This is a genomic window from Ewingella sp. CoE-038-23 (genome assembly GCF_040419245.1).
Classification (GTDB): Bacteria; Pseudomonadota; Gammaproteobacteria; order Enterobacterales; family Enterobacteriaceae; genus Ewingella; species Ewingella allii.
The window spans coordinates 59098-80418 of the sequence record NZ_JAZHOH010000003.1 but is presented as its reverse complement, the minus strand read 5'-3'; the positions used below and the strand labels follow the sequence as shown (position 1 = coordinate 80418).

At 53.5% G+C, this 21321-nt stretch carries 14 protein-coding genes and 3 pseudogenes; 7 read left to right on the top strand and 10 right to left on the bottom strand.

What is annotated here, in order from left to right; translation table 11 throughout:
* Window positions 1-11: 11 nt before the first annotated feature.
* Window positions 12-1265 carry a lactose permease gene (gene lacY / locus V2154_RS23950; RefSeq protein WP_046361014.1) on the top strand — a complete coding sequence of 418 codons (1254 nt, stop codon included), beginning with the start codon at window positions 12-14 and terminating at the stop codon, window positions 1263-1265.
* 65 nt (window positions 1266-1330) lie between these two features.
* Window positions 1331-1471 (top strand): annotated as a pseudogene (locus tag V2154_RS23945) (maltose acetyltransferase domain-containing protein); the annotation flags it as partial.
* Window positions 1472-1485: 14 nt separating this feature from the next.
* Here the strand turns inward: V2154_RS23945 and V2154_RS23940 are convergent.
* Window positions 1486-2183 (bottom strand): IS1-like element IS1A family transposase gene (locus tag V2154_RS23940; protein WP_249415720.1). Its coding sequence is split into 2 segments (ribosomal slippage): window positions 1486-1934 and window positions 1934-2183, totalling 699 coding nucleotides; the frame shifts between segments, so codons are not numbered across the junction.
* 92 nt (window positions 2184-2275) lie between these two features.
* Here V2154_RS23940 and V2154_RS23935 point away from each other — a divergent pair.
* From V2154_RS23935 to V2154_RS23915, 5 genes and pseudogenes are all read left to right on the top strand, one after another.
* Window positions 2276-2641 (top strand): annotated as a pseudogene (locus V2154_RS23935) (Tn3 family transposase); the annotation flags it as partial.
* A gap of 36 nt (window positions 2642-2677) precedes the next feature.
* Window positions 2678-3097, top strand: a pseudogene (locus V2154_RS23930) (recombinase family protein); the annotation flags it as partial.
* Window positions 3098-3217: 120 nt separating this feature from the next.
* The gene (locus V2154_RS23925) at window positions 3218-3469 is read left to right on the top strand and encodes a hypothetical protein (RefSeq protein WP_353504336.1); all 252 of its coding nucleotides are present in this window, start codon (window positions 3218-3220) and stop codon (window positions 3467-3469) included.
* 171 nt (window positions 3470-3640) lie between these two features.
* On the top strand, window positions 3641-4864 hold the full coding sequence (locus V2154_RS23920; RefSeq protein WP_353504335.1) for an IS91 family transposase: 1224 nt from the start codon (window positions 3641-3643) through the stop codon (window positions 4862-4864).
* 177 nt (window positions 4865-5041) lie between these two features.
* Entirely contained in the window at window positions 5042-6268 is a 1227-nt protein-coding gene (locus tag V2154_RS23915; protein WP_353504334.1) for a DUF5677 domain-containing protein, read from the top strand.
* Window positions 6269-6385: 117 nt separating this feature from the next.
* On the opposite strand, the gene V2154_RS23910 is transcribed toward V2154_RS23915, so the two are convergent.
* The 9 genes from V2154_RS23910 to traD all read right to left on the bottom strand — a co-directional run bounded on the left by V2154_RS23910 (window position 6386) and on the right by traD (window position 21219).
* On the bottom strand, window positions 6386-7264 hold the full coding sequence (locus V2154_RS23910) for a hypothetical protein (protein ID WP_353504333.1): 879 nt from the start codon (window positions 7262-7264) through the stop codon (window positions 6386-6388).
* Between the two features lie 391 nt (window positions 7265-7655).
* Window positions 7656-7787 (bottom strand): hypothetical protein, encoded by a 132-nt coding sequence (locus tag V2154_RS23905; RefSeq protein WP_255414179.1) that lies wholly within the window; start codon window positions 7785-7787, stop codon window positions 7656-7658.
* Window positions 7788-9277: 1490 nt separating this feature from the next.
* Window positions 9278-10342, bottom strand: a complete 1065-nt coding sequence (locus V2154_RS23900; protein WP_353504332.1) for a Replication protein — start codon at window positions 10340-10342, stop codon at window positions 9278-9280.
* A 288-nt stretch (window positions 10343-10630) separates the two neighbouring features.
* Window positions 10631-10882: a replication regulatory protein RepA gene (gene repA / locus V2154_RS23895; protein ID WP_353504331.1), complete on the bottom strand. Its 252-nt coding sequence runs from the start codon at window positions 10880-10882 to the stop codon at window positions 10631-10633.
* Window positions 10883-11041: 159 nt separating this feature from the next.
* Window positions 11042-11533 carry a phospholipase D family nuclease gene (locus V2154_RS23890; RefSeq protein WP_353504351.1) on the bottom strand — a complete coding sequence of 164 codons (492 nt, stop codon included), beginning with the start codon at window positions 11531-11533 and terminating at the stop codon, window positions 11042-11044.
* A gap of 41 nt (window positions 11534-11574) precedes the next feature.
* A complete protein-coding gene (locus V2154_RS23885) occupies window positions 11575-11847 on the bottom strand; it encodes a hypothetical protein (RefSeq protein ID WP_353504330.1) in 273 nt (90 codons plus the stop codon).
* A gap of 60 nt (window positions 11848-11907) precedes the next feature.
* Window positions 11908-12702, bottom strand: coding sequence for a DsbA family protein (locus V2154_RS23880; protein ID WP_353504329.1), 795 nt, complete (start codon window positions 12700-12702; stop codon window positions 11908-11910).
* A gap of 82 nt (window positions 12703-12784) precedes the next feature.
* Entirely contained in the window at window positions 12785-18580 is a 5796-nt protein-coding gene (gene traI, locus V2154_RS23875) for a conjugative transfer relaxase/helicase TraI (protein ID WP_353504328.1), read from the bottom strand.
* Complete coding sequence (gene traD, locus V2154_RS23870) at window positions 18577-21219, bottom strand: type IV conjugative transfer system coupling protein TraD (protein ID WP_353504327.1); 2643 nt, start codon at window positions 21217-21219, stop codon at window positions 18577-18579. The genes traI and traD overlap by 4 nt, the downstream gene beginning before the upstream one ends.
* Window positions 21220-21321 lie beyond the last annotated feature (102 nt).

The following is a 21321-nucleotide window of genomic DNA, read 5'->3' as shown; positions in this document are numbered from 1 at the left end:
GGAAATCCATTATGTACTATTTAAAAAACACAAACTTTTGGATGTTCGGTTTATTCTTTTTCTTTTACTTTTTTATCATGGGAGCCTACTTCCCGTTTTTCCCGATTTGGCTACATGACATCAACCATATCAGCAAAAGTGATACGGGTATTATTTTTGCCGCTATTTCTCTGTTCTCGCTATTATTCCAACCGCTGTTTGGTCTGCTTTCTGACAAACTCGGGCTGCGCAAATACCTGCTGTGGATTATTACCGGCATGTTAGTGGTGTTTGCGCCGTTCTTTATTTTTATCTTCGGGCCACTGTTACAATACAACATTTTAGTAGGAGCGATTGTTGGTGGTATTTATCTTGGCTTTTGTTTTAACGCCGGTGCGCCAGCAGTAGAGGCATTTATCGAGAAAGTCAGCCGTCGTAGTAATTTCGAATTTGGTCGCGCGCGGATGTTTGGCTGTGTTGGCTGGGCGCTGTGTGCCTCGATTGTCGGCATCATGTTCACCATCAATAATCAGTTTGTTTTCTGGCTGGGTTCTGGCTGTGCACTCCTCCTCGCCGTTTTACTCTTTTTCGCCAAAACGGATGCGCCCTCTTCTGCCACGGTTGCCAATGCGGTAGGTGCCAACCATTCGGCATTTAGCCTTAAGCTGGCGCTGGAACTGTTCAGACAGCCAAAACTGTGGTTTTTGTCACTGTATGTTATTGGCGTTTCCTGCACCTACGATGTTTTTGACCAACAGTTTGCTAATTTCTTTACTTCGTTCTTTGCTACCGGTGAACAGGGTACGCGGGTATTTGGCTACGTAACGACAATGGGCGAATTACTTAACGCCTCGATTATGTTTTTTGCGCCACTGATCATTAATCGCATCGGTGGGAAAAACGCCCTGCTGCTGGCTGGCACTATTATGTCAGTACGTATTATTGGCTCATCGTTCGCTACCTCAGCACTGGAAGTGGTTACTCTGAAAACGCTGCATATGTTTGAAGTACCGTTCCTGCTGGTGGGCAGCTTTAAATATATTACCAGCCAGTTTGAAGTGCGTTTTTCAGCGACGATTTATCTGGTCTGTTTCTGCTTCTTTAAGCAACTGGCGATGATTTTTATGTCTATTCTGGCGGGCAATATGTATGAAAGCATCGGTTTCCAGGGCGCTTACCTGGTGCTGGGTCTGGTGGCGCTGGGCTTCACCTTAATTTCCGTGTTCACGCTTAGCGGCCCCGGCCCACTTTCCCTGCTGCGTCGCCAGGTGAATGAAGTCGCTTAAGAAATTAATGTCGGATACGGCGCGAGCGCCTTATCCGACCAACTTATCAGGACGGAATGTTAAAAATGAACATGTCGATGACAGAAAAAATAAAAGCAGGCAAGCTATTTACCGATATGTGCGAAGGCTTACCTGAAAAAAGACTTCGTGGGAAAACATTAATGTATGAGTTCAATCACTCGCATCCATCAGAAGTTGAAAAAAGGGTAATGACTCCAACTTATTGATAGTGTTTTATGTTCAGATAATGCCCGATGACTTTGTCATGCAGCTCCACCGATTTTGAGAGCGACAGCGACTTCCGTCCCAGCCGTGCCAGGTGCTGCCTCAGATTCAGGTTATGCCGCTCAATTCGCTGCGTATATCGCTTGCTGATTACGTGCAGCTTTCCCTTCAGGCGGGATTCATACAGCGGCCAGCCATCCGTCATCCATATCACCACGTCAAAGGGTGACAGCAGGCTCATAAGACGCCCCAGCGTCGCCATAGTGCGTTCACCGAATACGTGCGCAACAACCGTCTTCCGGAGCCTGTCATACGCGTAAAACAGCCAGCGCTGGCGCGATTTAGCCCCGACATAGCCCCACTGTTCGTCCATTTCCGCGCAGACGATGACGTCACTGCCCGGCTGTATGCGCGAGGTTACCGACTGCGGCCTGAGTTTTTTAAGTGACGTAAAATCGTGTTGAGGCCAACGCCCATAATGCGGGCGGTTGCCCGGCATCCAACACCATTCATGGCCATATCAATGATTTTCTGGTGCGTACCGGGTTGAGAAGCGGTGTAAGTGAACTGCAGTTGCCATGTTTTACGGCAGTGAGAGCAGAGATAGCGCTGATGTCCGGCAGTGCTTTTGCTGTTACGCACCACCCCGTCAGTAGCTGAACAGGAGGGACAGCTGATAGAAACAGAAGCCACTGGAGCACCTCAAAAACACCATCATACACTAAATCAGTAAGTTGGCAGCATCACCCATTTTTGTGCATTACGTCGCATGTATATTCCTCGTTAAAATACAGTCGGGGCTGAATAAAGGTGAGGCTCGCAATGCCCTTGCGCGAGCGGTCTTTATGCATCGGCTGGGTGAAATCAGAGATCGGGGGCTGGAGAATCAGAGCTATCGAGCCAGCGGTCTGACGTTGCTGACTGCGGCGATCTCACTGTGGAATACGGTATATATAGAAAGAGCGATAGATTCTTTGAGACGAAAAGGGATCCCGATTAATGAGCAACTGATTACCCATCTGTCACCACTGGGATGGGAACATATCAACCTGAGCGGGGATTACGTCTGGAGAACGAACCTCAAACTGGGACAGGGTAAATACCGCGCATTACGCTCAGTGAATAGTAATATGTACAAAAAACAGGCTTAGCGTAGGATAATTTCCGTTTTCCAAGCGGACCCCTATTTACGGGAAGGAGACATTCTTGTCGTGTGGAAACTGGACCGTTTAGGCCGTTCTATGGCACACCTGGTCAATACGGTGCAAGAACTGTCTGGTCGTGGCGTTGGCCTAAAAGTGCTAACAGGGCAGGGGGCGGCCATCGATACCACGACAGCTCCGGGCAAGCTGGTTTTTGGGATATTTGCAGCACTGGCTGAATTTGAGCGAGACCTTATTCGTGAACGAACCAAGGCGGGGCTTTCTGCTGCAGCGGCTAGGGGACGAAAGGGCGGACGTAAACCAGTAGTCACTGATGAAGGTTTGCAGAAGGCGCAGAGTTTAATGGCTCAAGGATTGAGTGTCCGGGAGGCAGCCGGAAGACTGAAAATTGGTAAGACGGCTCTTTATGATGCTTTACGCGCTTTCAAAACCAAAGGATTGTAAGTTAGACACCATCGAAATTTTGTGGCACCAATAATCAACCCGACAATTGGCGTTAGGCCGGACAACTTGAAGGGTTCCTGCGTGCAACCACCTGCTATCTAATTTAGGGGATGAAGGATTATGCCAGCAAGTCAAAAAAGCCGTAAAAGAAAACCTTCAAAGAGTGGGAAAAATAGAACATCACTTTTAGAACATAAAAAAGTTGGTTCTGAGTTAAGACCTGCATTTTCCCAGTTTGAAGGTGAAGTAATATTCTCTCATTGGTCAGATGAACGTCTTCCAGAAATTCTATGGGCTGCTGTTATAAGGGTTATTGAACGTAGCGCCCCTGCGGGGCGAGCACGGCAGCGCTGCTGCCTCAACCGTCTTTAAGATACAGCCTCACCTCAACGCCGACGCCGACGCCGTCTGACTGACCTATAGCTCGCACGGGGGCGCATGCCCCCTGCCGCAACACCCGCATAAAATGAGCACGCCTGCGACGTGAGCCCGCTGGCGCCGGTGCCCTTTTCCTGTTCCCTGCCGCCCTGTAGACTCTGCACCATGTATATTCCCCGACCGGCAAAGCTGCTGTTCCAGCATGATGACGGCTGGAGCCGCTATCTCGACAAACACGGCGACGCCCTCAGCGACTGGACTAAACTCGCCGTCGAGCGCATGCTCGCCTGCGGCACCTGCGCCATGGGCGTGCGCCGTTACTGCTGCGCCTCACCGGACTGCACCCATTCCCGCTTTTTCTGCCAGAGCTGCAAGTCCAAAGCCTGCAGCAGCTGTGGCCTCAAGGCCACTGAGCAGTGGATCGCCGAACAGCAGCACATCCTGCCCGACTGCGACTGGCAGCACATCACGTTTACCATGCCTCACCTGCTGTGGCCGTTCTTCAACAACAACTGGCCCCTGCTCAATGACCTGTTTCGCTGTGCCACTCGCGCCATGCTCCGCTGGGCGCGCCAACAGGGGATCGAAGTCGGCATCTTTTGCGCGCTACACACCTACGGCCGACAGCTGAATCAGCATCCGCATATCCACGTCTCCGTCACCCGCGGCGGCCTCGACATCAAACACAGCACCTGGCGGCAGCTGTTCTTTAAAAAGAAAGAGGTAGAGCAAATCTGGCGCAACGCCGTGGTTTACCTGCTGCGCGACAACTATGCGCAAATCAACCCCGGCGGCCTGCCGGGCCTCGGTCATATCCGTAATGAAGACCGGTGGCACCGTTACCTGCATGCCCAGTATCGCCGTGCCTGGAAAGTGCACTTCGCCAAAAAGACCCGCGGCGCCTGGCGCAGCGTGAAATACCTGGGCCGTTATCTGAAGCGCCCGCCGGTGGCCGCTTCTCAGCTGCGCCACTACCGCGGCGGTGCCGTGGTGCATCAGTATTACGACCACCGAACGCAGCAGCACAAACGCCAGAAAATCAGCCAGGAGGAGATGCTGCAGCGTTACGTCAGCCATATCCCGGCGCGGCATTTTAAAATGGTGCGGTACTACGGTTTTCTGGCCAACCGCAAGCGAGGCTCGCTGCTGCCGAAGGTCTACAATGCGCTGGAAATGACGGTACGGGAAAAACCGAAGCGGCCCGGGTTCGCAGTACTTATGAAGGGCTTCCTGGGCACCGATCCGTACCAGTGCATCCTCTGCAAAGGCCGGCTGCGTTTTGCCGGCGCCATGGCGGGTGAACACGCCACCAAAATGCTGTCCGACAGGCTGCATCGGATGGCTAAAAAACGATGGCTTCAAGCGCCGGATCTGGATAAGTGCGCCTGAAAAATGGGTTTTAGCTTAAAAACACAGCAAAACTGGCATTTACCCGCATTACTCTGCGACAGCCCGCACCATCTGGGGTTCTTCCTTGCCACAGTTCATGGTTAGGAAACCCAATAAGGGTCGATTGAGTTTCCTAACCATCAAGATCAGAACTATGCGATTTCTGAATTTAGGCGTGTGATTGATTTTGTCAGAAATCATGATAAAAAAGAAGAGTTATCAGATTTATCTCTTACTGGTATTTCAAAATTAAATGTACCGCTTCGCGATGAGTTTTTATCTTTCTTATTATCAAATCCTATTACAGCGTCAGCTTTAACAGTACTATTGATTTTTGAATATCTCCCTGCCAAGACTACATGGGCTAAATATCTTCCAAATACAGAGCCAGACATTAATATTATAATGATGGCAATAGGTATGTGTATACCTCACCAATCTCAAGAAGCAACAGATTGTCGATGGCTTGTAGCGATGGTCAGTGTAGTTACAGGAAAATTACGTGGGCCACGTGAATTTATAGAACCATTATTTAATTATCCGGATGAGGGTGACTTAAGAATAATACGTCCCACAATTCGAACTCTAGAAATGGCACTTAAATCCGAAAATGAGAAAAACTTAGTGTGGTCGAAAAACTTTTGGAATGAAGCTTGGGAAATCTCACCATGCTTAGAATTAGTGAAATCAGCCTCAACCCTCCCACTTGAACCTTACTGTACAAGAGAAAAAGTAGAAGCGTTACGCTATCAGTTAGAACAGCATTGGGAGAATACTCATTTAACCACGGCGATTGATGCAAAACACGATTGTGTTTTTGGAATAGCATTTTATTCTTTAACCATATTAGAAGAGTTGTTGCAGAGTGAAGTTAGGTCTGGAATATTAGCTAGATTAGGATTAAGAACGGTTTTAGAAAGTTACATCAGCTTGAATTATATGGTTTTGAAGGATGATAAAGAGTTATGGAAAAAGTGGAGAACTTATGGCGCAGGTCAAGCCAAATTAAATGCTTTAAAATTTGATGAATTTGTAGAATCACCTGAATTCATTAATAATGATACTTTAGAATCAATAGCATGTGAAGACGTATGGGAAGAATTTATTAATATAGAGCTTGGTAGTTGGAGTGGGTTAGATTTGAGAAAAATCAGTGAGTTAGCAGGTGTTAAAGACGATTACGATAAATACTATTCTTGGACGTCTACATATACTCATGCTACATGGGGAGCCGTAAGGGAGGCATGTTTTACCACTTGTGGAAATCCATTGCACCGTCTTCATCGATACCCTCATAAATCAAAATTACCTGATACGTTGTATGATGCATGTGTACTAGTCGATAAAATATTAAGTACATTAAACAAATGTTATCCAACATTTGAATTTCGGTTTTTTGATTAATAGAAAACGTTTATAGAGGGGGCCGAATGTCAAAAAGGCCCCTAACACCGCAAGTAACTCAGTCGCTCAAGTCCACTGCAATAAGCTAGTTCTCATTGAAATTAACGGCACCGCTAATCAAGAATGCATTTTATTGTAGAAACTCTCCGCCTGCTGCCAAAGCCGATGCAATTCTTCGGCGTGATTCGTGACCCAGGGTATAAAAATACTTCCATACCTGTTGTAAAATTCTCTGTTAATCTCAACAGCCACGAAATTGGGATCGTCGAGATAAACGCTTAAGGTCTGTAACTTATGAGTAAAACATACCTGAGGACTCAACCCTTTTCTGTAATAACAAAATATATCTCCTTCATTGTATTTCAAATCACTAAGTGAGTTAATTTTTCTAAGTAAGTCTTGAGATATTGAATATGAACCATAACGCGCCATTTCAGTTCTTCCGTGCTTTTCGAAATCATATGCATAATAATTTCCATCTTCTTCCATAAACTCAACCACCTTCATATGACAGTGCGGTAGAACCCCAGTGTGCACATACCAGGTATCATGCATAAGATTGGGATGGGTACTCCAATATTCACGCTCTTGGGGGGTTAAAATCTTATTACCTGCAAGAGCAGTTATCCCCAATCGCAAGGCATAATCTTTCGGTTGCTTCAGAATGGTTATTAAATCTGTGTATTTAAGAAATCCTGGCTGAGATTGAATCCATTTGGCATCAATAGTAATTCTAACAGCTCGTTTATTCTGTACTGGGGGTAAAATCTGGGCATTTGTGAAACCATTCATCTGCCTCCAGAACAATTCTTCATATTTGTTTAAAATTTCAGAACCGTTTGTAAGGCCATGCCCTAAAGGTGAGGGGGATGTTGTATACCAACTGTGCTTTCGTAAGATAGTGTTATCAGAGAGTTGAAGATAACCTTCATTTATTCCATTTGACACATTGATCGCATGTAAACCAGGAACACTAGTGTAATGATACAATTCCATTTAAGGCCTCACTCTTATTTCGTCGGTTATAGTATTGCTAATAAATCATTATCGACCATATCAGGTTCGGCTTTATTTTTTTATGCGCAAAGCGCATGAAGGCGACAGGTATTGCTACTTGGTGCTCTCTAAGTATGCCAACTTATGACCATGAAGGCCGCAGTCAGCCCGCTAAATGGCTAAGCTAAATTGTACCAACCGTTATCACTCACAGAAAGATGCCCCTGATCTACCAGCTCGTTTAATGCTAGTAGGGGTCATCAGTGCCCTGGCAGACGAACTGGAAATTGGAAACCCGATTGTTGTAAGGCATCACCTCTGATATTTGGGCCCTCCGGGTAATGCCGGTCACCTTAAGTGACCGGCTTTACCCGCGAGGCGGGCTTTTTTGTCACTTGCTGCTGGAACCAACACTAAGACTAAGTTCTGTAATGTGCAGGTTCCAACCACCTTGCCCCATGGCAAACATTGAACTGGCTATGCTTACAATGAGGATCACTGCGAAGAAGATTTCTTTCTTCATTTGGCAGCCTTTAACAATCTGGGCAAACCACCCTGTATTATCGTGTATCAGGCACAAGCAAGAGGATGTGATACATCTTGTATGCGCTGACGTATATTCCAGAGCTTATTCAAACCGCCGCTACAGTAGATGAATAAGGCGCTGGAACTACCCGGATCATAGATGTGGTGATTTTTTTTTACAACCATACAATATGTAGATTGTCTAAAAATGCTTATTGCAAATTTAACAAAGCCCGCAGGATGCAGGGTGAGGTGTAGAAATTTTTTTCTATAAATTTCTTTTCGAGCCTTTTTAGAGGCTTTTTTTGGCCGCTTTCCTTATCAAATTTGATAAAAACACCCCTTTACTTATATTAGCGCACATGGTGAAATGCCCCGGTGATACATCTTGTGTGCGTTTCTAACCTCGCTTAGAAATCACATCTGAAGGACTGGCCGCTAACCGGTTTCTTCATTAAGTTTAAGAAAACCGTCTCTTTAGGCGGTTTTTTTATGCCTAATTTTCTCAAATCCCCCATTAAATTTTCTTCATTTCGGGGTTTGAGGCCCAATGGGGCTTAACCAAAGTAATTAAAAAAAAATAACTTGTTATTTATACTCTTAATGTCCAACTCGCGATTATTTATGCGCGTAAGCGCATGAAGGCGACGCACTATGTTCGACAGTGATCCTTTGCTCATTGTCGCCGGTGAAGCGGCGCAGCCGCCCCGGCTTGATAGGTTCCCCCGATGCCCACCCCTCGCCCTGCCAGACCATACCCGCCATCAACTACACATAACCTTAAGTACGCGGTCGGAGTGGTCCTGGCGAAGCCAGGGCGTATCTCCGCGTTAGCGCCTATGGCGCTTACGAGCGTGTACTTCAGAGCTAAAGCCACACCTCTCAAAGCGACACATTTTTAATAGTTACAACATTCACTTTTAAAGCCACTCTGTTCCGGGCCGTTGGCCCGGGGCGGGGCGGCTTTACAGGTGGACGGAGGGGGTGCGTTTGCGCTCGGTGCCGGGGGTTGACGTGGGTGAGGTTTAGTGAATGTTGTAACTAATATCACGGGTGTTATGCCCCGGCTTGTCCGGGGAGCTACTTCTTCTTTGCCTTTGCCGATGATGCTGTTGGTCAGGCGTTGTTGCCCTGAGCAACGCGAAGGGAGCTACTCCAGATGCCGGGCTTTAGCCGGCTCAGGAGTACTCTTTCTTTAGAAAGCTTGTTTTGTTCAGAAGTAACGTTCGAAATTAATCCTATCTGAAGAGGGGTTTTCGAAGTTAATGGAATGCCTCGACCGGAGGAATTAACTCTTCGAATTTAAACGATTATTTCTTAATCAGGCATTGGCCAGCGCCGTATCGTGAGCACGCCTCGACCGTCGCCGGTGCGCATTTTGGCGGATAACAGACGTGGGGAAGCCTGCCAGGCATCCGCGAACGGAAAAAATGCCAGCATCAGGCCCGCGAAATCGCAGGAAGGGGAAAGGTTTAGAGAAGAATGTGGTTAAGACAGTGGAACGCCGGCGCGCTCCAGGAGCCGCTGATAAAACGCCTCAGCATCCTTGGCCAGCAGCGTCGGGAACTCGGCTTTGAGGGCGCTTTCCAGTGACATTTGCGCGACCATCGTCAGTTGGCCGGCGGCAGTATAGCGACGCCAGGCATTCTGGTAACGATTTGTCTCTTTTGCCGGACGCAATTGCCGCACTTTACGCGCCTGTTCGTCAAGAACGGCGCCAATGTCCGCCTCAGTACGCGCTTTTTCATCGCGCAGCTCCGGGCTGACAACCCAGCGTTTTATCTGTCTCAGCCGGTTTTTGAGGGAATGGTGGCGGTCGATGCTGATGCCCAGACGCGCCATTTTGAGCAGGTGACGCTGGTACTTCTGCTGCATCGACTCTGCCAGTCCGCTGGCTACCGCCCACTGGCGATATTTATGCAACCACTCCCGGATGCTTTCAACCGCGATGCCGCGTGAGGTAAAGCATTTGTCGGTGAGAAAAATACGCATGGGCTTGTTCTGGCCAGAGTCGGCGTCGCGGTCGCGGTGTATCACCACGTAGTCCAGCTGTTCCATGACGCGCAGGGCATGGAGCAATACGTCATACGCCTTGCGGCCGTTCTCATAAACGTGCAGCGCGTTCATGCGGCGGGCAATCTCTTCCACCGGCAGCATCATTTCGAAAAGGTAATCGCTGTCCGGGCTGTAGTCACAATTTGCGGCCAGAACCAGGGACAGAGAAGTCAGCGCCTCACGGCTCTCAGAGCGAGGGGTAATACGCATAGGTTTAGGAGTAAAGGCGGGGTCAGACGCACGGGAGTAAGGCGTGTAACCCGTACGGCGAAGTGCGATCAGATCGGCATTTCGACGCCAGTCGTGCTGGCGGAAGCAGGCCACCACTTTTGCGGCCATGCCGCGCGGCGTTTTGCCCGTGTAGACCGGCTGGTTGTTGCGGTGCGTCTTCGACTGCCCTTTGCGCAGACGGTTAGCTTCACCCCGGCGCGAAGGACGATAAACACTGGCAGAAACACTGTTTGCTACCGGTGAGAATGGAAATATTTGCTCAGACACGGCTCCCAACGCTTATGTTGCGCCGGAGGAGTTGACCTTTAAAAGGCATAAATCTATACTCCCTGCATAGAGCAACAACTCTATACAGTTTTAGTGAGCCCCGATTATCTTCTCCCTAGTCGCCAAACCTGAGGAAGATTTTCGGGGTTTTTGCTTTTCTGGGCCTGTAAAACCTTCTACACAGCACCCATTCCCTGCCACCTTGCGGCGTGGCCAGCCATAAATTCTCTAACTGATCAGCAATCTAGCACTACCTGTGGTCACATGCAAGAATGTCAACCCACGCACTTACCTGGTTCGTTCAGCTGCATTCTTTATGAGTCGCTGAAGGACTTCAGCTTGCGTTGCACCTTCTTCTTTGCACATGCCCATCAACATCGACTTAATCTCAGGGTCCACAAAGACTTTAATTTCTTTTTGGCTTAACCGTTTACGAGAAATTGAAGCGAGTTGTCGTTCTGTTCCCGACAATGGCTGGCCTTTTCTGTAAGCACGTTTAGGTTTCGCTGAGGAAGGAGCTGCATTTGTGGATTGTGACATTTTGGCCTCCCCAAGGATCTGAATATATCGTTTGGGAAAGCCTACTATAGATTCATTAAATCAGCAGCATAAAAAGCATTTTCACTCCCGTTGGCGCGGGATAAGACAAAAATGCGAAAAGAGGTAACGTTCGCCATTCAGAACGCCGGAGGATCTCTGTCAGTACGATGACACCCAGTCTTTCCCTAACGCCCAGCGCGACTGCCAGTGGGTCAGGTAGGTTTGTGCCAGGTCAGGCACATCGTGCAGTACCAGAGCGTTCTCCGAATTCGACCGCGCGGCAGACTGGGTATAGTTATACGACCCGGTTTCGACCGTCTGGCCATCAACAATAATCACTTTGTCATGCATGATTTTAAACTGGCTGACGGTACGCACCGGGATCCCCGCATTCACCAGTAAATTCATCGCGGCCACACTGGCTTTCCCGCGATTGCCGCCCTCATCCAGTACCACCTGGACGTCAACGCCGCGTTTCTTTGCGGCGACCAGTGCCCCGGCAATGTCGGGCGAGGTAAACGAGTACCCCATCAGACGAACGCTTTGTCGCGCATCGTCTAAAGTCTGCAGTACCAGCTGCTGCGCGCTGCCTTCCGGTGAGAATCCCACCTGTACCGACGGGGCCGCGCTGGCGGTACAAACGCCTGTCATCAATAACGTGGCCAGTAAGGCCACCCGCAATCTGTTGTGCTTCATCTGTCTTTTTCCTCCCGATAGGGCAATGCATAAATTCCTGATGACGCACTGGCGGTCAGCAGGCAAAAGGAACCTTCCCCACAGGTCGCGTCCCAGGTCAGGTTTTCCGGCACGCACTTAGTCAGACAGGTAATGGCCACCTTCAGTGCCTCGTGGTGCAATCCCGGACGGGTTCTGAAACACACCCGCTGATGCTCGATATCATCATCGCTGAACATAAAGCCATGCAGGTCAAAAAAGTGGATCGACAGTGCTTTTTCACCCTTCATCGTTTTTCTCCCGACACCGCGCAAGGCCACCTCAAACCCGGTGGCCTGCACGACCTCGCCTTATTTCATCGCATTATCGATGGCCTGCTGCATCACCTGGGCAGACACAACGCCCGGAATTACCGTCGTGTTGTCTACGGTCGCGTTCTCTGCCGGCATCACGATGATCCCCGGCGTCCCGGTTAATCCCAATAGCTCTGCCAGCGCACTGTTACCCGCGATCAGGGCATCTGCCGCTGCGCGGTTCGCGACGTCTTCTTCTCCTGCGCCCGCTGCCGTGGCCACTTTTTCAATATCGTCAGACGTCAGTTTCCCTTCGTTATGGCCGGTGCCGTAAATCCCGTTGTGGTAGGCCATATAGGCATCAGCCCCCCTCTGTTTCCAGATGGCCAGACCCCGGCGTGACGCCTGCGTAGACTCGGGGTAATGCCCGGCAAAAATCGTCCAGTCACGAAAGGCAAAGCGCACATCCGGGTTGCTGACCATGACCTGCTCCATCACCGGAGCCATCATGCTGCAGGCAATGCATTCGTAGTCAAAAAACTCCGTCACAATCACTTTCGATTTTTGCGGGCCTTTCACCGGCACGCCGTCAAGCTGCATCAGCAGCCGGTGCCCCTTCAGCACCGACTGTGCCATCAGCTGTGCCTTGATGGCTGCCTGCTGTGCCTGCAGCTTTTTGCTCACCTCGATAAGCACCTGCGGATGGGCCACCAGGTAGTCGGCGGCAATCTCGCCGATACGGATTTGCTGCGCCGGTGTGAACTCTTCCGGCTCTGCAGCGCCGGCGTGGATTGAACCGAAAGTAAAACTCAGGGCGAGCGAAAGCGCCGCCGCGTTAAAACGGTTTGTCATGATGATGTCTCTCGAAGAAGGATCCCGGTGTCACCGGTGAATAAAAGGTTGGACCGCTGCCAGCGGTGTGTCGCGGTGTGGATTAACGTTCTTTCTGAATATTTCGGACGGCTTCGTGGGTAATTTCTTCCCGCTCCGGCTCCCGGCCCCGGCTTTCGGGCGGTAACGACAGTTGCCCTTGTTTTTCCAGTTCACGCGCCGCGCTGGCCAGCGCCCGCTCTGACAGGTCATTTTGCGGGTTTTTAGCGGTGCCGTGCGCTTTATCCTGCTCGGCCTGCACGTAGCGGAGTGCTTCTGCAGACACCAGGCTTCCCTGCGCGTTTTCAGCCGGCAATACTGCACTGTCAAACTGACCCGCCCCGGCAAGGGTGGCCAGCACAGCCCGAATGGCGCCGTTGTTGTCCTGCAGGGCTTCGTTTTGGGCAAGCAGGCCGGACGCCTGACGGATAAGCGCGGCGTAGTCCGGCAGCTTCTCACCCGGTAGCACCGGTATTTCCTGCCGCATGTTCTGAACGACACGCTCTACCAATTGTGCTGACAACGCTGGCACATCCTGTCCTTTAGTCTCTGGAAGCTGAATTTCAGACAGGGGATGCCGCGTCTCTTCAATAGCCCGGAGTGCCTGGCGAAGCAGGGCAGACTCATCCGCCGGCCTTTCTTCTGCCGGCAGATACCGCAGGATCTCCTGCAGCTCAGACTGGACCAGCCTGAGCAACGTGGCATCCGGCCTGAACGTCCGGTCAGTCACCCCGCCCGCCACTTTCAGCAGTTGCGCGGACGGCATTTGCCGGCCGGTGAGCAGCAATACGCCTGCCGCCGGGTTGCCTCGCGCTGCCGCCAGTGCCTGCGGCATATCGCTGACCACAATCGTGTCACCGTTGCGGCTTTTTTGCACCACCGCCGCCTGGGCGCCCTCGGTCGTCAGCTGGCGTACCGGCCCGGTCTGTATCTGACCGGTGTCTGACTGAAGGGGAAACATCGTCAGACCCGCCGTTTTGCCGTTGCCGTCATAAACCGGTAACGCCAGATGCGGCATCGGATATTTTCGGGTCGGCGGAATAATCCGCGCCGTCACGGGGTTATCTTTTAAGCCCTGTTCCCGCAGGTAGGTTCGCCCGATGGCCGTTTTGCCCACCGGCTGCCCCATCGCCCAGATGCTCCGGGCCTGCGCCCGCTCTGATTCCGGCTTCAGGGCATCATGCGCAGTCTGCGGGCCGTTATCTTTTTGCCGCAGCGTATCCATCCAGTCACGAAGACCATCGGTGTAAATCTGCACATGGTCGCGGGCACGGGAGGCGTTAATGTAAAAGGCCCGCATGCCGCTCATTCGCTTACGCGCCCCCTCCGTCCCCTCCAGCGCAATCACATAGTCCGTACTGGCCCCCTGTGCGCCGTAGCCGGTCACCGCCCAGGCATAATCGATGTGCTGGTCTGCCCGCGTCATGCCCGGCGTAATGACCTTTTCGCCGCCGGCGTTTTTGAGTACCACCTCGCCGTTGTCCCGCAGTGTTTCCACCCGGTACTGTTCATGGGCATCATGGCCCGCCTGCTTCTGCGTTTTGCTCATGCGCACGCTGTCACCTTCCCGCAGCTCAATCTCACGCCGTTCAAACACCTCAATTTCGGTGGCGTTTAGCTCTTTCGGAGAGTAATAGTGCATGCGGTCATTTTCATCGCGCAAAAAGACGCGCTCCGTTCCCAAATCGATGCCGGTCACGCTCAGATAACGCTCGTTGGCCAGCACCACCTGCCCCGCCTTCCAGTCATTAATGCGGTTGAAATCGTGACGACCGCCGGTAATGCGATCCAGTATCGGGACGGTCACCGCCTTCTCCCCCAACGCCCCTTCTTTTAACATGGCCTGATGAATGTATTTATTGATCATCTGCCGGTCCTCATGCAGCTGCACCACAATCATGGTGCGCTCGCGGGCATCCGGTGTCCGGCTCATGTAGTCCACGGTAATCCGTGTCCACGGTGATTCGGTTTCGACCACCGAGTGGCCAGGTGCCTCCCAGGACCTCAGCCGGGGCACCGTCTTCGGTGACACTCTCTCCATTTTCTCCAGGGCAGCACCGGCTTTGTTCTCAATGACGCTGTAAACGGCAGACTTCAGGTCATGATTACGCTGGCGAACGATTTCGCTCATCACAGCCACGTCGAGGGAACTGCGCTCCTGCATCAGCGTGAACGGTGCCCCGCTTTCCGGCGACTGCAGCTGACCGGTATCGCCCACCGCAACGGCCCGGCCCTCTCCGCGCGATATCGCCTGATAGGCGGCAGCGGTGTCCTGATTCCCCAGCATCGAGGACTCATCAATCAGAAAAAGTGTCCTGGCATAACGCACGTCTTCGCCCGCCGCCGTGCGTTGTTGCCAGTCCACCACGAAGGATTTAAGGGTCTGCGCCTCGATGCCAACGTCACGCATTTCCTTCACCGCGCGGTGTGTTGGGGCAAGCCCAATCACGAGCGGCCGTTCACTTTCCGGCAGGGTGTCAATCGCGGCTTTCACCGCCCGGAACTGGGTGGTTTTCCCGACGCCAGCATAGCCCTGTACGCCAGTAAAGCGATCGGGGCTTTGCAGGATAAGCGTCGTGGCGGCCTTCTGCCCGGCGGTCAGCCCATTAAGCAAGACCGGGTCCATCGTGGCCATCAGCGGCGTCTGGGTATTTTTACCCGTATCAATCTCACGGATGATGGCCTTTTCCATCTCCCAGGTCGCCCGCCCCACAAATCCCCCACCGCCGGCGACTTTCACCGGGATGAGGTCTCCCTCTTTCACCTGCCGGGCCACTTCGCCCCGTAACGCCCCCAGATTATTGAAGAACGTGCCCGCCTGCTCCAGCAGCTTCACCTCAGAGAAGGCGACGTCCTTCATCTGGGCTACCGCCCGCGACACGGCCTTTTGCGCATCCGTGAGTAATCCCGCGTTTAACACGGCCAGCGCTTCCCCGGCGTCTTCCTTGCCACTGGCCTGGCGGACTAACGCCAGCGGTGAGCGGGTGGTGCGCATCCGGCCGAGTTTCTCTTCCGCCTTGTTTTGTGCTTCCCCGGTAAAGATTTCCGCCTCATGGCCCGACTGGGCCAGGGCGTTCATGATGTTGCCGGACAGGTCACGGGCGTTGAGGCTGGCCAGCACGATACCGTGCTCATTGTCCCGGCTCCCCGGTGCGCTGACGTAGCCGTGCGTCAGATACAGCGGACGGTCGGTCGCGACCTGCAGCGGTTTTTTCTGGTCATCGCGCTGCACCGTTAATTTTCCCTCACTGACGGCAGTGACCGTCAGCCGGTCGCGGGCTTTCAGCCCATTGGCTTTGTCAGCGGCCAGGGCAAACAGCTGCTCTCCCTGAGCAACGTGCAACTGTTCACGGGTAAACAGCCGCCAGTCACCGGTCAGGTCGCTCAGTTTTACGCGGCTCAGAACGCCGTCACTGTCGATAAGTGACAACATGCGCGTCTCCTCATGCACCCGGTCAAGGGTGTAGTGGCGGGTCTCATTTTTGTCTGACCGGTCTTCCAGCACCATCCCTGCCCGGTACGTGGCCGGGAGCAGGCGTTCTTTCACGCTGGCATAGACCGGCGTGCGGGCTTCGACGGTTACGCCGTCCCGTTCAAGCTTGCCGGCGTTTTGCAGGGCGTCACGGATAATGCTGGTCAGGTGCTGCTGCTCGCGGGCGCCGGTGACCACGGCGGTGACGGGGGTGTCCGGTGAACTCAGGTCAGCATAGCGTTCAGCCAGTGCCCGGTAACGGTCACGCTTATCGCCGATACTGATCACCCGTGCTTCCAGCCCCGCCACCGGTTCGGTCAGACCGTGACGGGGCACGCCGGCGGATGACAGCACCGACAGGGCGTTGGCGTTGGACTGCCGCCCGGCGCTGTCCAGGAAAATAAGCTGGGCGTCTTTCTCCTTCGCTTCGCCGCTCAGGACCAGCATCTCCTTGAGTCCGAGGCGCTCCGCACTTTCCACGATGAGCGTGCTGTGCGCAGAGAGACTGAACCCCTTATCCAGAACGCGGCTGCGATAGAGAATGTCGTCTTTGAGCAGCGCAGATTTGCCAAAGCTCAGGCCCCGTTCGGCAGAGCTGGCCAGTATTTTCACCTCGCGGCCATGCTCACGTGACATTGTCACCAGTTCTTCCGTCACCTCGCGCAGACGGCTGATAGACGCCGGTGCGTTCAGGATGGCCACCGGCGCAAATTCCACCGCTTTGAGCCGCTCAGGCGTGTCGATGTCGGTCTGCCGGAAGCTGACCACTTTCCCTTCCTTCACGATATCGGCCGCCAGGGCCTGCACAGACAGTTCATCCAGCAGATGAATATGCGAGGTAAATACCCCTTTGTCCCCGTCCAGCGGGGCCAGCAGGTTTTCACTGATGGCCCGGTCGATCGCCTTGCGCAGATTGGGGATCGACTGTTGCCCTTCCCCCGCCTCATGCGCCGTCATCAGCAGGTCACCGTAGGTAAAGCGGGTGCGGGTATCACTGAGCACCGAAATCGCAGTACGCACCGCCTGCATGACGCTTGGCGGCATCGGACGTTCTTCCGCCTGTTCAGGCTCCACGGCGCGAACCTGTGCCGCGTCTATCACCTCACGGATATCAAAATTCAGGTCTGCCATCTGCTGATCCCATCGCGCCTGCAGGCGGTTGCGCCCGGCCTGCGTCTCTGGTTTGGCGATTGGCGGTTCCGCCGGAGCGTCCTTCGCCCCCGGACTTTTTCCCGGCGTTACCTGTCCGGGTTCGGGCAGACTGACCGCCTCAGCGGTCGTGCGGACAGGGGCATTCCCTGCGTCTCCCACCTCAATTGCAGGCTCTGAGGGGAGATCCACGCGTTCACGGGACAGGGATGGCTCGGTGACGGCTTCAGCCGGACTGGCCATCTCAGCAGGCGTACGGGCAGAGGCTATACTCGGTTTACCCACTTCGGCTGCCGATTCTGACGGTAAATCCAGACGCACAGGGGGCAGTGATGGCTCGTTGCGGGCGTCAGCGGACGTCCGTGACGGGACAACCGGCGTGCGTGCGCCCTGCGCATCGACGTCATCGAGTCCGTAACGGCTGATATCGACCTTTTTCTGCCGGGTGTCTAACGCCGCGACGTCGCGGCTTTTCAGCGACGCTTCATCCCCGACCTGGGCGGCAATTTCACGGTGGCGGGATGAAAACTCCTCCAGCACCGCCTCCGGAAACCCTTTGATTTCCCACAGTTCATGCTTGCCGCCGGTGAGTTCTGTCTCATACCCCATCGCCTCGGTTTTCGCCTTCAGGCTGTTGCGGTAGATTTTGCCGAAGCTGACCTGATGGCGGTACATCGTCTCAATAAACCCGGCACCGTAAATGGCATCGGTGGCCAGCGCCTTCCACTTCCCGTCCAGCTCGGTCACGTTGGCAACTACCGCATGGGTATGAATGGCCGGATCGAGATTGCGTGACGTATCGTGGGTAAAGAGCGCCGCCACCATCTTGCCGGTGGGGACGATCGAGGTGATGCCCTCCTTCGTGTCACGGGCGGAAATCGTCTGCTCCATGATGGCCAGCGTTTCTTTGACCGCCTCAATATGGGCCTGCAGCAGGCGCTTATCGCCGCCGGCCAGGATAAGCATTGAGACGCTTTTCGGTGCAGAAAAGGTGAAGTCGTGTCCGGGCCGGTGCACATGATTACCTGACACTTCCTTCCCCAGCTCCACGCCATTCGGCAACCGCCCGTGCAGCACATTGGTGAACGCCTCAAGATCAACGTTCCCTTCCAGACCCAGCTCACGGGCGCCTTCCCCCAGCCACTGGCTTTGCAGATCATCGAGAAAATAGTAGTTATCTTTGCTGCTGTAATAGCCCGCCGCGTCTGCAGCAGACGCAACGGAGGCAACGGTCATCATCGTTCAAAACCTCCGGGTTCGTGGTGTTCATCCATATGCTGGTACGCGTCATAATCATCGTGGTGTCGCAGAATGTTCTGTTCCTCCTCGGCCATCGCGCGGTTTGCCGCGCCGTACTCCGTCGCCTGGGCTTCATCCAGGCTTTCCGGTGACTCCTTCCGGGCGCCCAACGTGCGCAAAACAAGCTCGCCTTTTTCATCCACTTCCACGTCCATCTGCAGATCCGGTGCTTCCCCCTGCGCCTCTGTTGCCGCCTGGTCTTCGGTGCCGTCAGCGGTCGGCGCGGGTTTGCGCCTTTTTTGCGCGAGCATCTCCAGGGCGCTGAGTCTGGCGGAAGGCACGACCTGCTTAACCGCTACCGCAGGGGCTTTGGCCACAGCCGGGCTAACAGGTGGCACGGCGGCCGAATCCGCAGTGACGGCACGCGGGAGCGCGGGATCCGACACTTCAGATTTGACCGGTGCGGGCGCAATCGGAGGTTTGTCCGCCGTTCTGGATACGGCATCCCTCTCTCTGGGGTTTCCCGCCGCTTCCGGCCTCCTCATTCGCGGCGTAAAGGGACGCACGTTACTGGAAGGTTCCGGGAAGACGGCAGTGCCGGGCTGGACAGGGTCTTCAGCCACCGGCGGTGTTGCCGGTGTTTTCAGTGTTTCAACGGTGAGCGGCGTCGGCGAAACCGTGACGGGCACGCTTTCCCGGACGGGGCTTTGTGACGAAATGCTGTCTTTCGGGGGCGGCGTCTGGGATTGAGTGACAATCTCCGGTTCTGCAGTCGTTGACTGCCCTTCCAGAATTTCGTCGCCGGTCGGGAAGACAATGCCCGCCCTGCGCGTCGCCTGTTCGTTCTTGCTGATGACCTGTTCCAGCTGGGGACTGAGCACGTCCTTAAAATCGCGCTCAATCAGCGACTTGTGATACTTCTTCTGCGGACGGTACTTCAGATCCAGTTTCACGACCGGGTATTCCCCCGGCAGGCGGGCATAGAAACGCAGGTTCGGCATCGACATGATGTTGTCATAATCGACCACCGGCTCATTGACCTTGTCGCGGCTGATGGAGATACCGTCACGGATTTGGTCAAGACCGTAGCTGTTTTGCTCCCGCGCCTCACGACGGCGCTGATGCCCCAGCTCTTCCTCTACGATTTTCGCCACTTCAGCGCTTGGCGAACGGCCGTAGAAACGGGTGTTCAGCAGGTCAAAAATAGACTTGGCCACCTCACGTCCGTACACGTTGATAAGCTGTGGCATGTTCTGAATGCCAATAACAAAACAACCGCCAAATTTGCGCCCTTCAGCCAATGTCTCGGCAAACTCGGGGATTTTTTGCAGGCTGGTCTTTTCATCGACGACAAACCACACACGGCGATCGGGATCTTCCCCCATGCTTTGCAGATAAATCGTGGCCATCGACAGCCACATGGATATCAGCGGACGAACCGACTTGCGGTGACGGGCCGTGGTGGAGATAAACAGCCAGCTTTTGTCGTACCGGGCGTCGGTCATCCACTCCCGGATGCTGAACTCGGGTTTCCCCTCCTGGTCAAGCCCCTGCAGGTATCGCAGCGCTTTGGCGTAGTTGGTGACCACCGAACGGATAGAGATGGCCGTTTTCTCAATTTTTTCCTCAACCAGGTTGGCAGAGGGGGTGTTTTTGAGAAATTCGCGCAGACTTTTCAGGTCGATAGACAAGAGCGCGGTCAGGAATTTCTCAATACTGCGGTCGCTATGTGAGGCAAACTGCATCGCCGTATCGCTGAAAATTGTACGCGAAGAGGACACCCAGAACGGGTCGGACTCCCCCTCCACCGGAATAAGCGAGGCCGTCAGGTTCTCGTAGTCCACGACCTCCCGCGCTTCCCGCCACAACACCCAATTTTCGCAACGCTTATCGTGCGGGTTGAGAATTTTGTCGATACGTTCGTCAAAATGCGTTTCAATAAAAGTGCCGCCGGAGTCGTAGACAATCGCCCGGTCCCCCCGTTTACGAATAAAGTCGAGCAACCAGCGGATAAGCGTGGATTTACCGACTGCAATAGTGCCGTGTATCAGGTAGTTCATGATCTCGGCGTTCTTCACCATATGCAGGCCGCCGATCTGCAGGTCTGATTTCTGACCGGCCTTTTTCAACTGACGGTTTACGCTGTCCACGTCATCGGTCAGCGTCATGCCGGAGAGATAGGTATCTTCACTCTCTTTTTTTCCAATGCGCCCCACATACCAGGCAATCACGCTGAACAGCAGCAAACACACCGTGCCGCAGCCGGCGGCGCTCAGCTTTAAGTTATTCACCAGCTGGCCGCCCATCGACTGCATCCAGGGGTCAGCCAGCAGCTGTCCCAGCGTCAGTTTGGTGGTGCACAACTGTATGCCGCTATTGCAGTGCCAGCTGATGTCCCAGGTCGCCGGGCTTTTCGGGTTCATCAACGGCACAAAGCTGGATAACAGCCTGCCGGTCCAGTACCAGAAACCGTTATTCAGCACATCGGCGGAGGTGACCGCCCAAAATACGCCGCCGGTGGATAACAAAAACAACAGTAACAGCCAGTTCAATATCCACTGGTTGACCTGGGCAAACATACGCAGGCGGTAGGCCGTCATCTGGCCCCCCTGCGTGAGGTATTTCGGTGTAAAACTCATGGTTCAGCTCCGGCAAACGCGCAGGCTTAAGCCGCCCGGACGGGCAGTTCAGGTTGGTCAGTAAAAGAAGCGGGGAATGAAATTGGGCTAAAAAGTTGTAAA

What these genes read in the sequence shown, in the direction of transcription:
- lacY (WP_046361014.1), top strand. Translation starts at nt 12, where the DNA reads ATGTACTATTTAAAAAACACAAACTTTTGGATGTTCGGTTTATTCTTT.
- V2154_RS23925 (WP_353504336.1), top strand. Translation starts at nt 3,218, where the DNA reads ATGCCAGCAAGTCAAAAAAGCCGTAAAAGAAAACCTTCAAAGAGTGGG.
- V2154_RS23920 (WP_353504335.1), top strand. Translation starts at nt 3,641, where the DNA reads ATGTATATTCCCCGACCGGCAAAGCTGCTGTTCCAGCATGATGACGGC.
- V2154_RS23910 (WP_353504333.1), bottom strand. Translation starts at nt 7,264, where the DNA reads ATGGAATTGTATCATTACACTAGTGTTCCTGGTTTACATGCGATCAAT.
- V2154_RS23905 (WP_255414179.1), bottom strand. Translation starts at nt 7,787, where the DNA reads ATGAAGAAAGAAATCTTCTTCGCAGTGATCCTCATTGTAAGCATAGCC.
- repA (WP_353504331.1), bottom strand. Translation starts at nt 10,882, where the DNA reads ATGTCACAATCCACAAATGCAGCTCCTTCCTCAGCGAAACCTAAACGT.
- V2154_RS23890 (WP_353504351.1), bottom strand. Translation starts at nt 11,533, where the DNA reads ATGACAGGCGTTTGTACCGCCAGCGCGGCCCCGTCGGTACAGGTGGGA.
- V2154_RS23885 (WP_353504330.1), bottom strand. Translation starts at nt 11,847, where the DNA reads ATGAAGGGTGAAAAAGCACTGTCGATCCACTTTTTTGACCTGCATGGC.
- V2154_RS23880 (WP_353504329.1), bottom strand. Translation starts at nt 12,702, where the DNA reads ATGACAAACCGTTTTAACGCGGCGGCGCTTTCGCTCGCCCTGAGTTTT.
- traI (WP_353504328.1), bottom strand. Translation starts at nt 18,580, where the DNA reads ATGATGACCGTTGCCTCCGTTGCGTCTGCTGCAGACGCGGCGGGCTAT.
- traD (WP_353504327.1), bottom strand. Translation starts at nt 21,219, where the DNA reads ATGAGTTTTACACCGAAATACCTCACGCAGGGGGGCCAGATGACGGCC.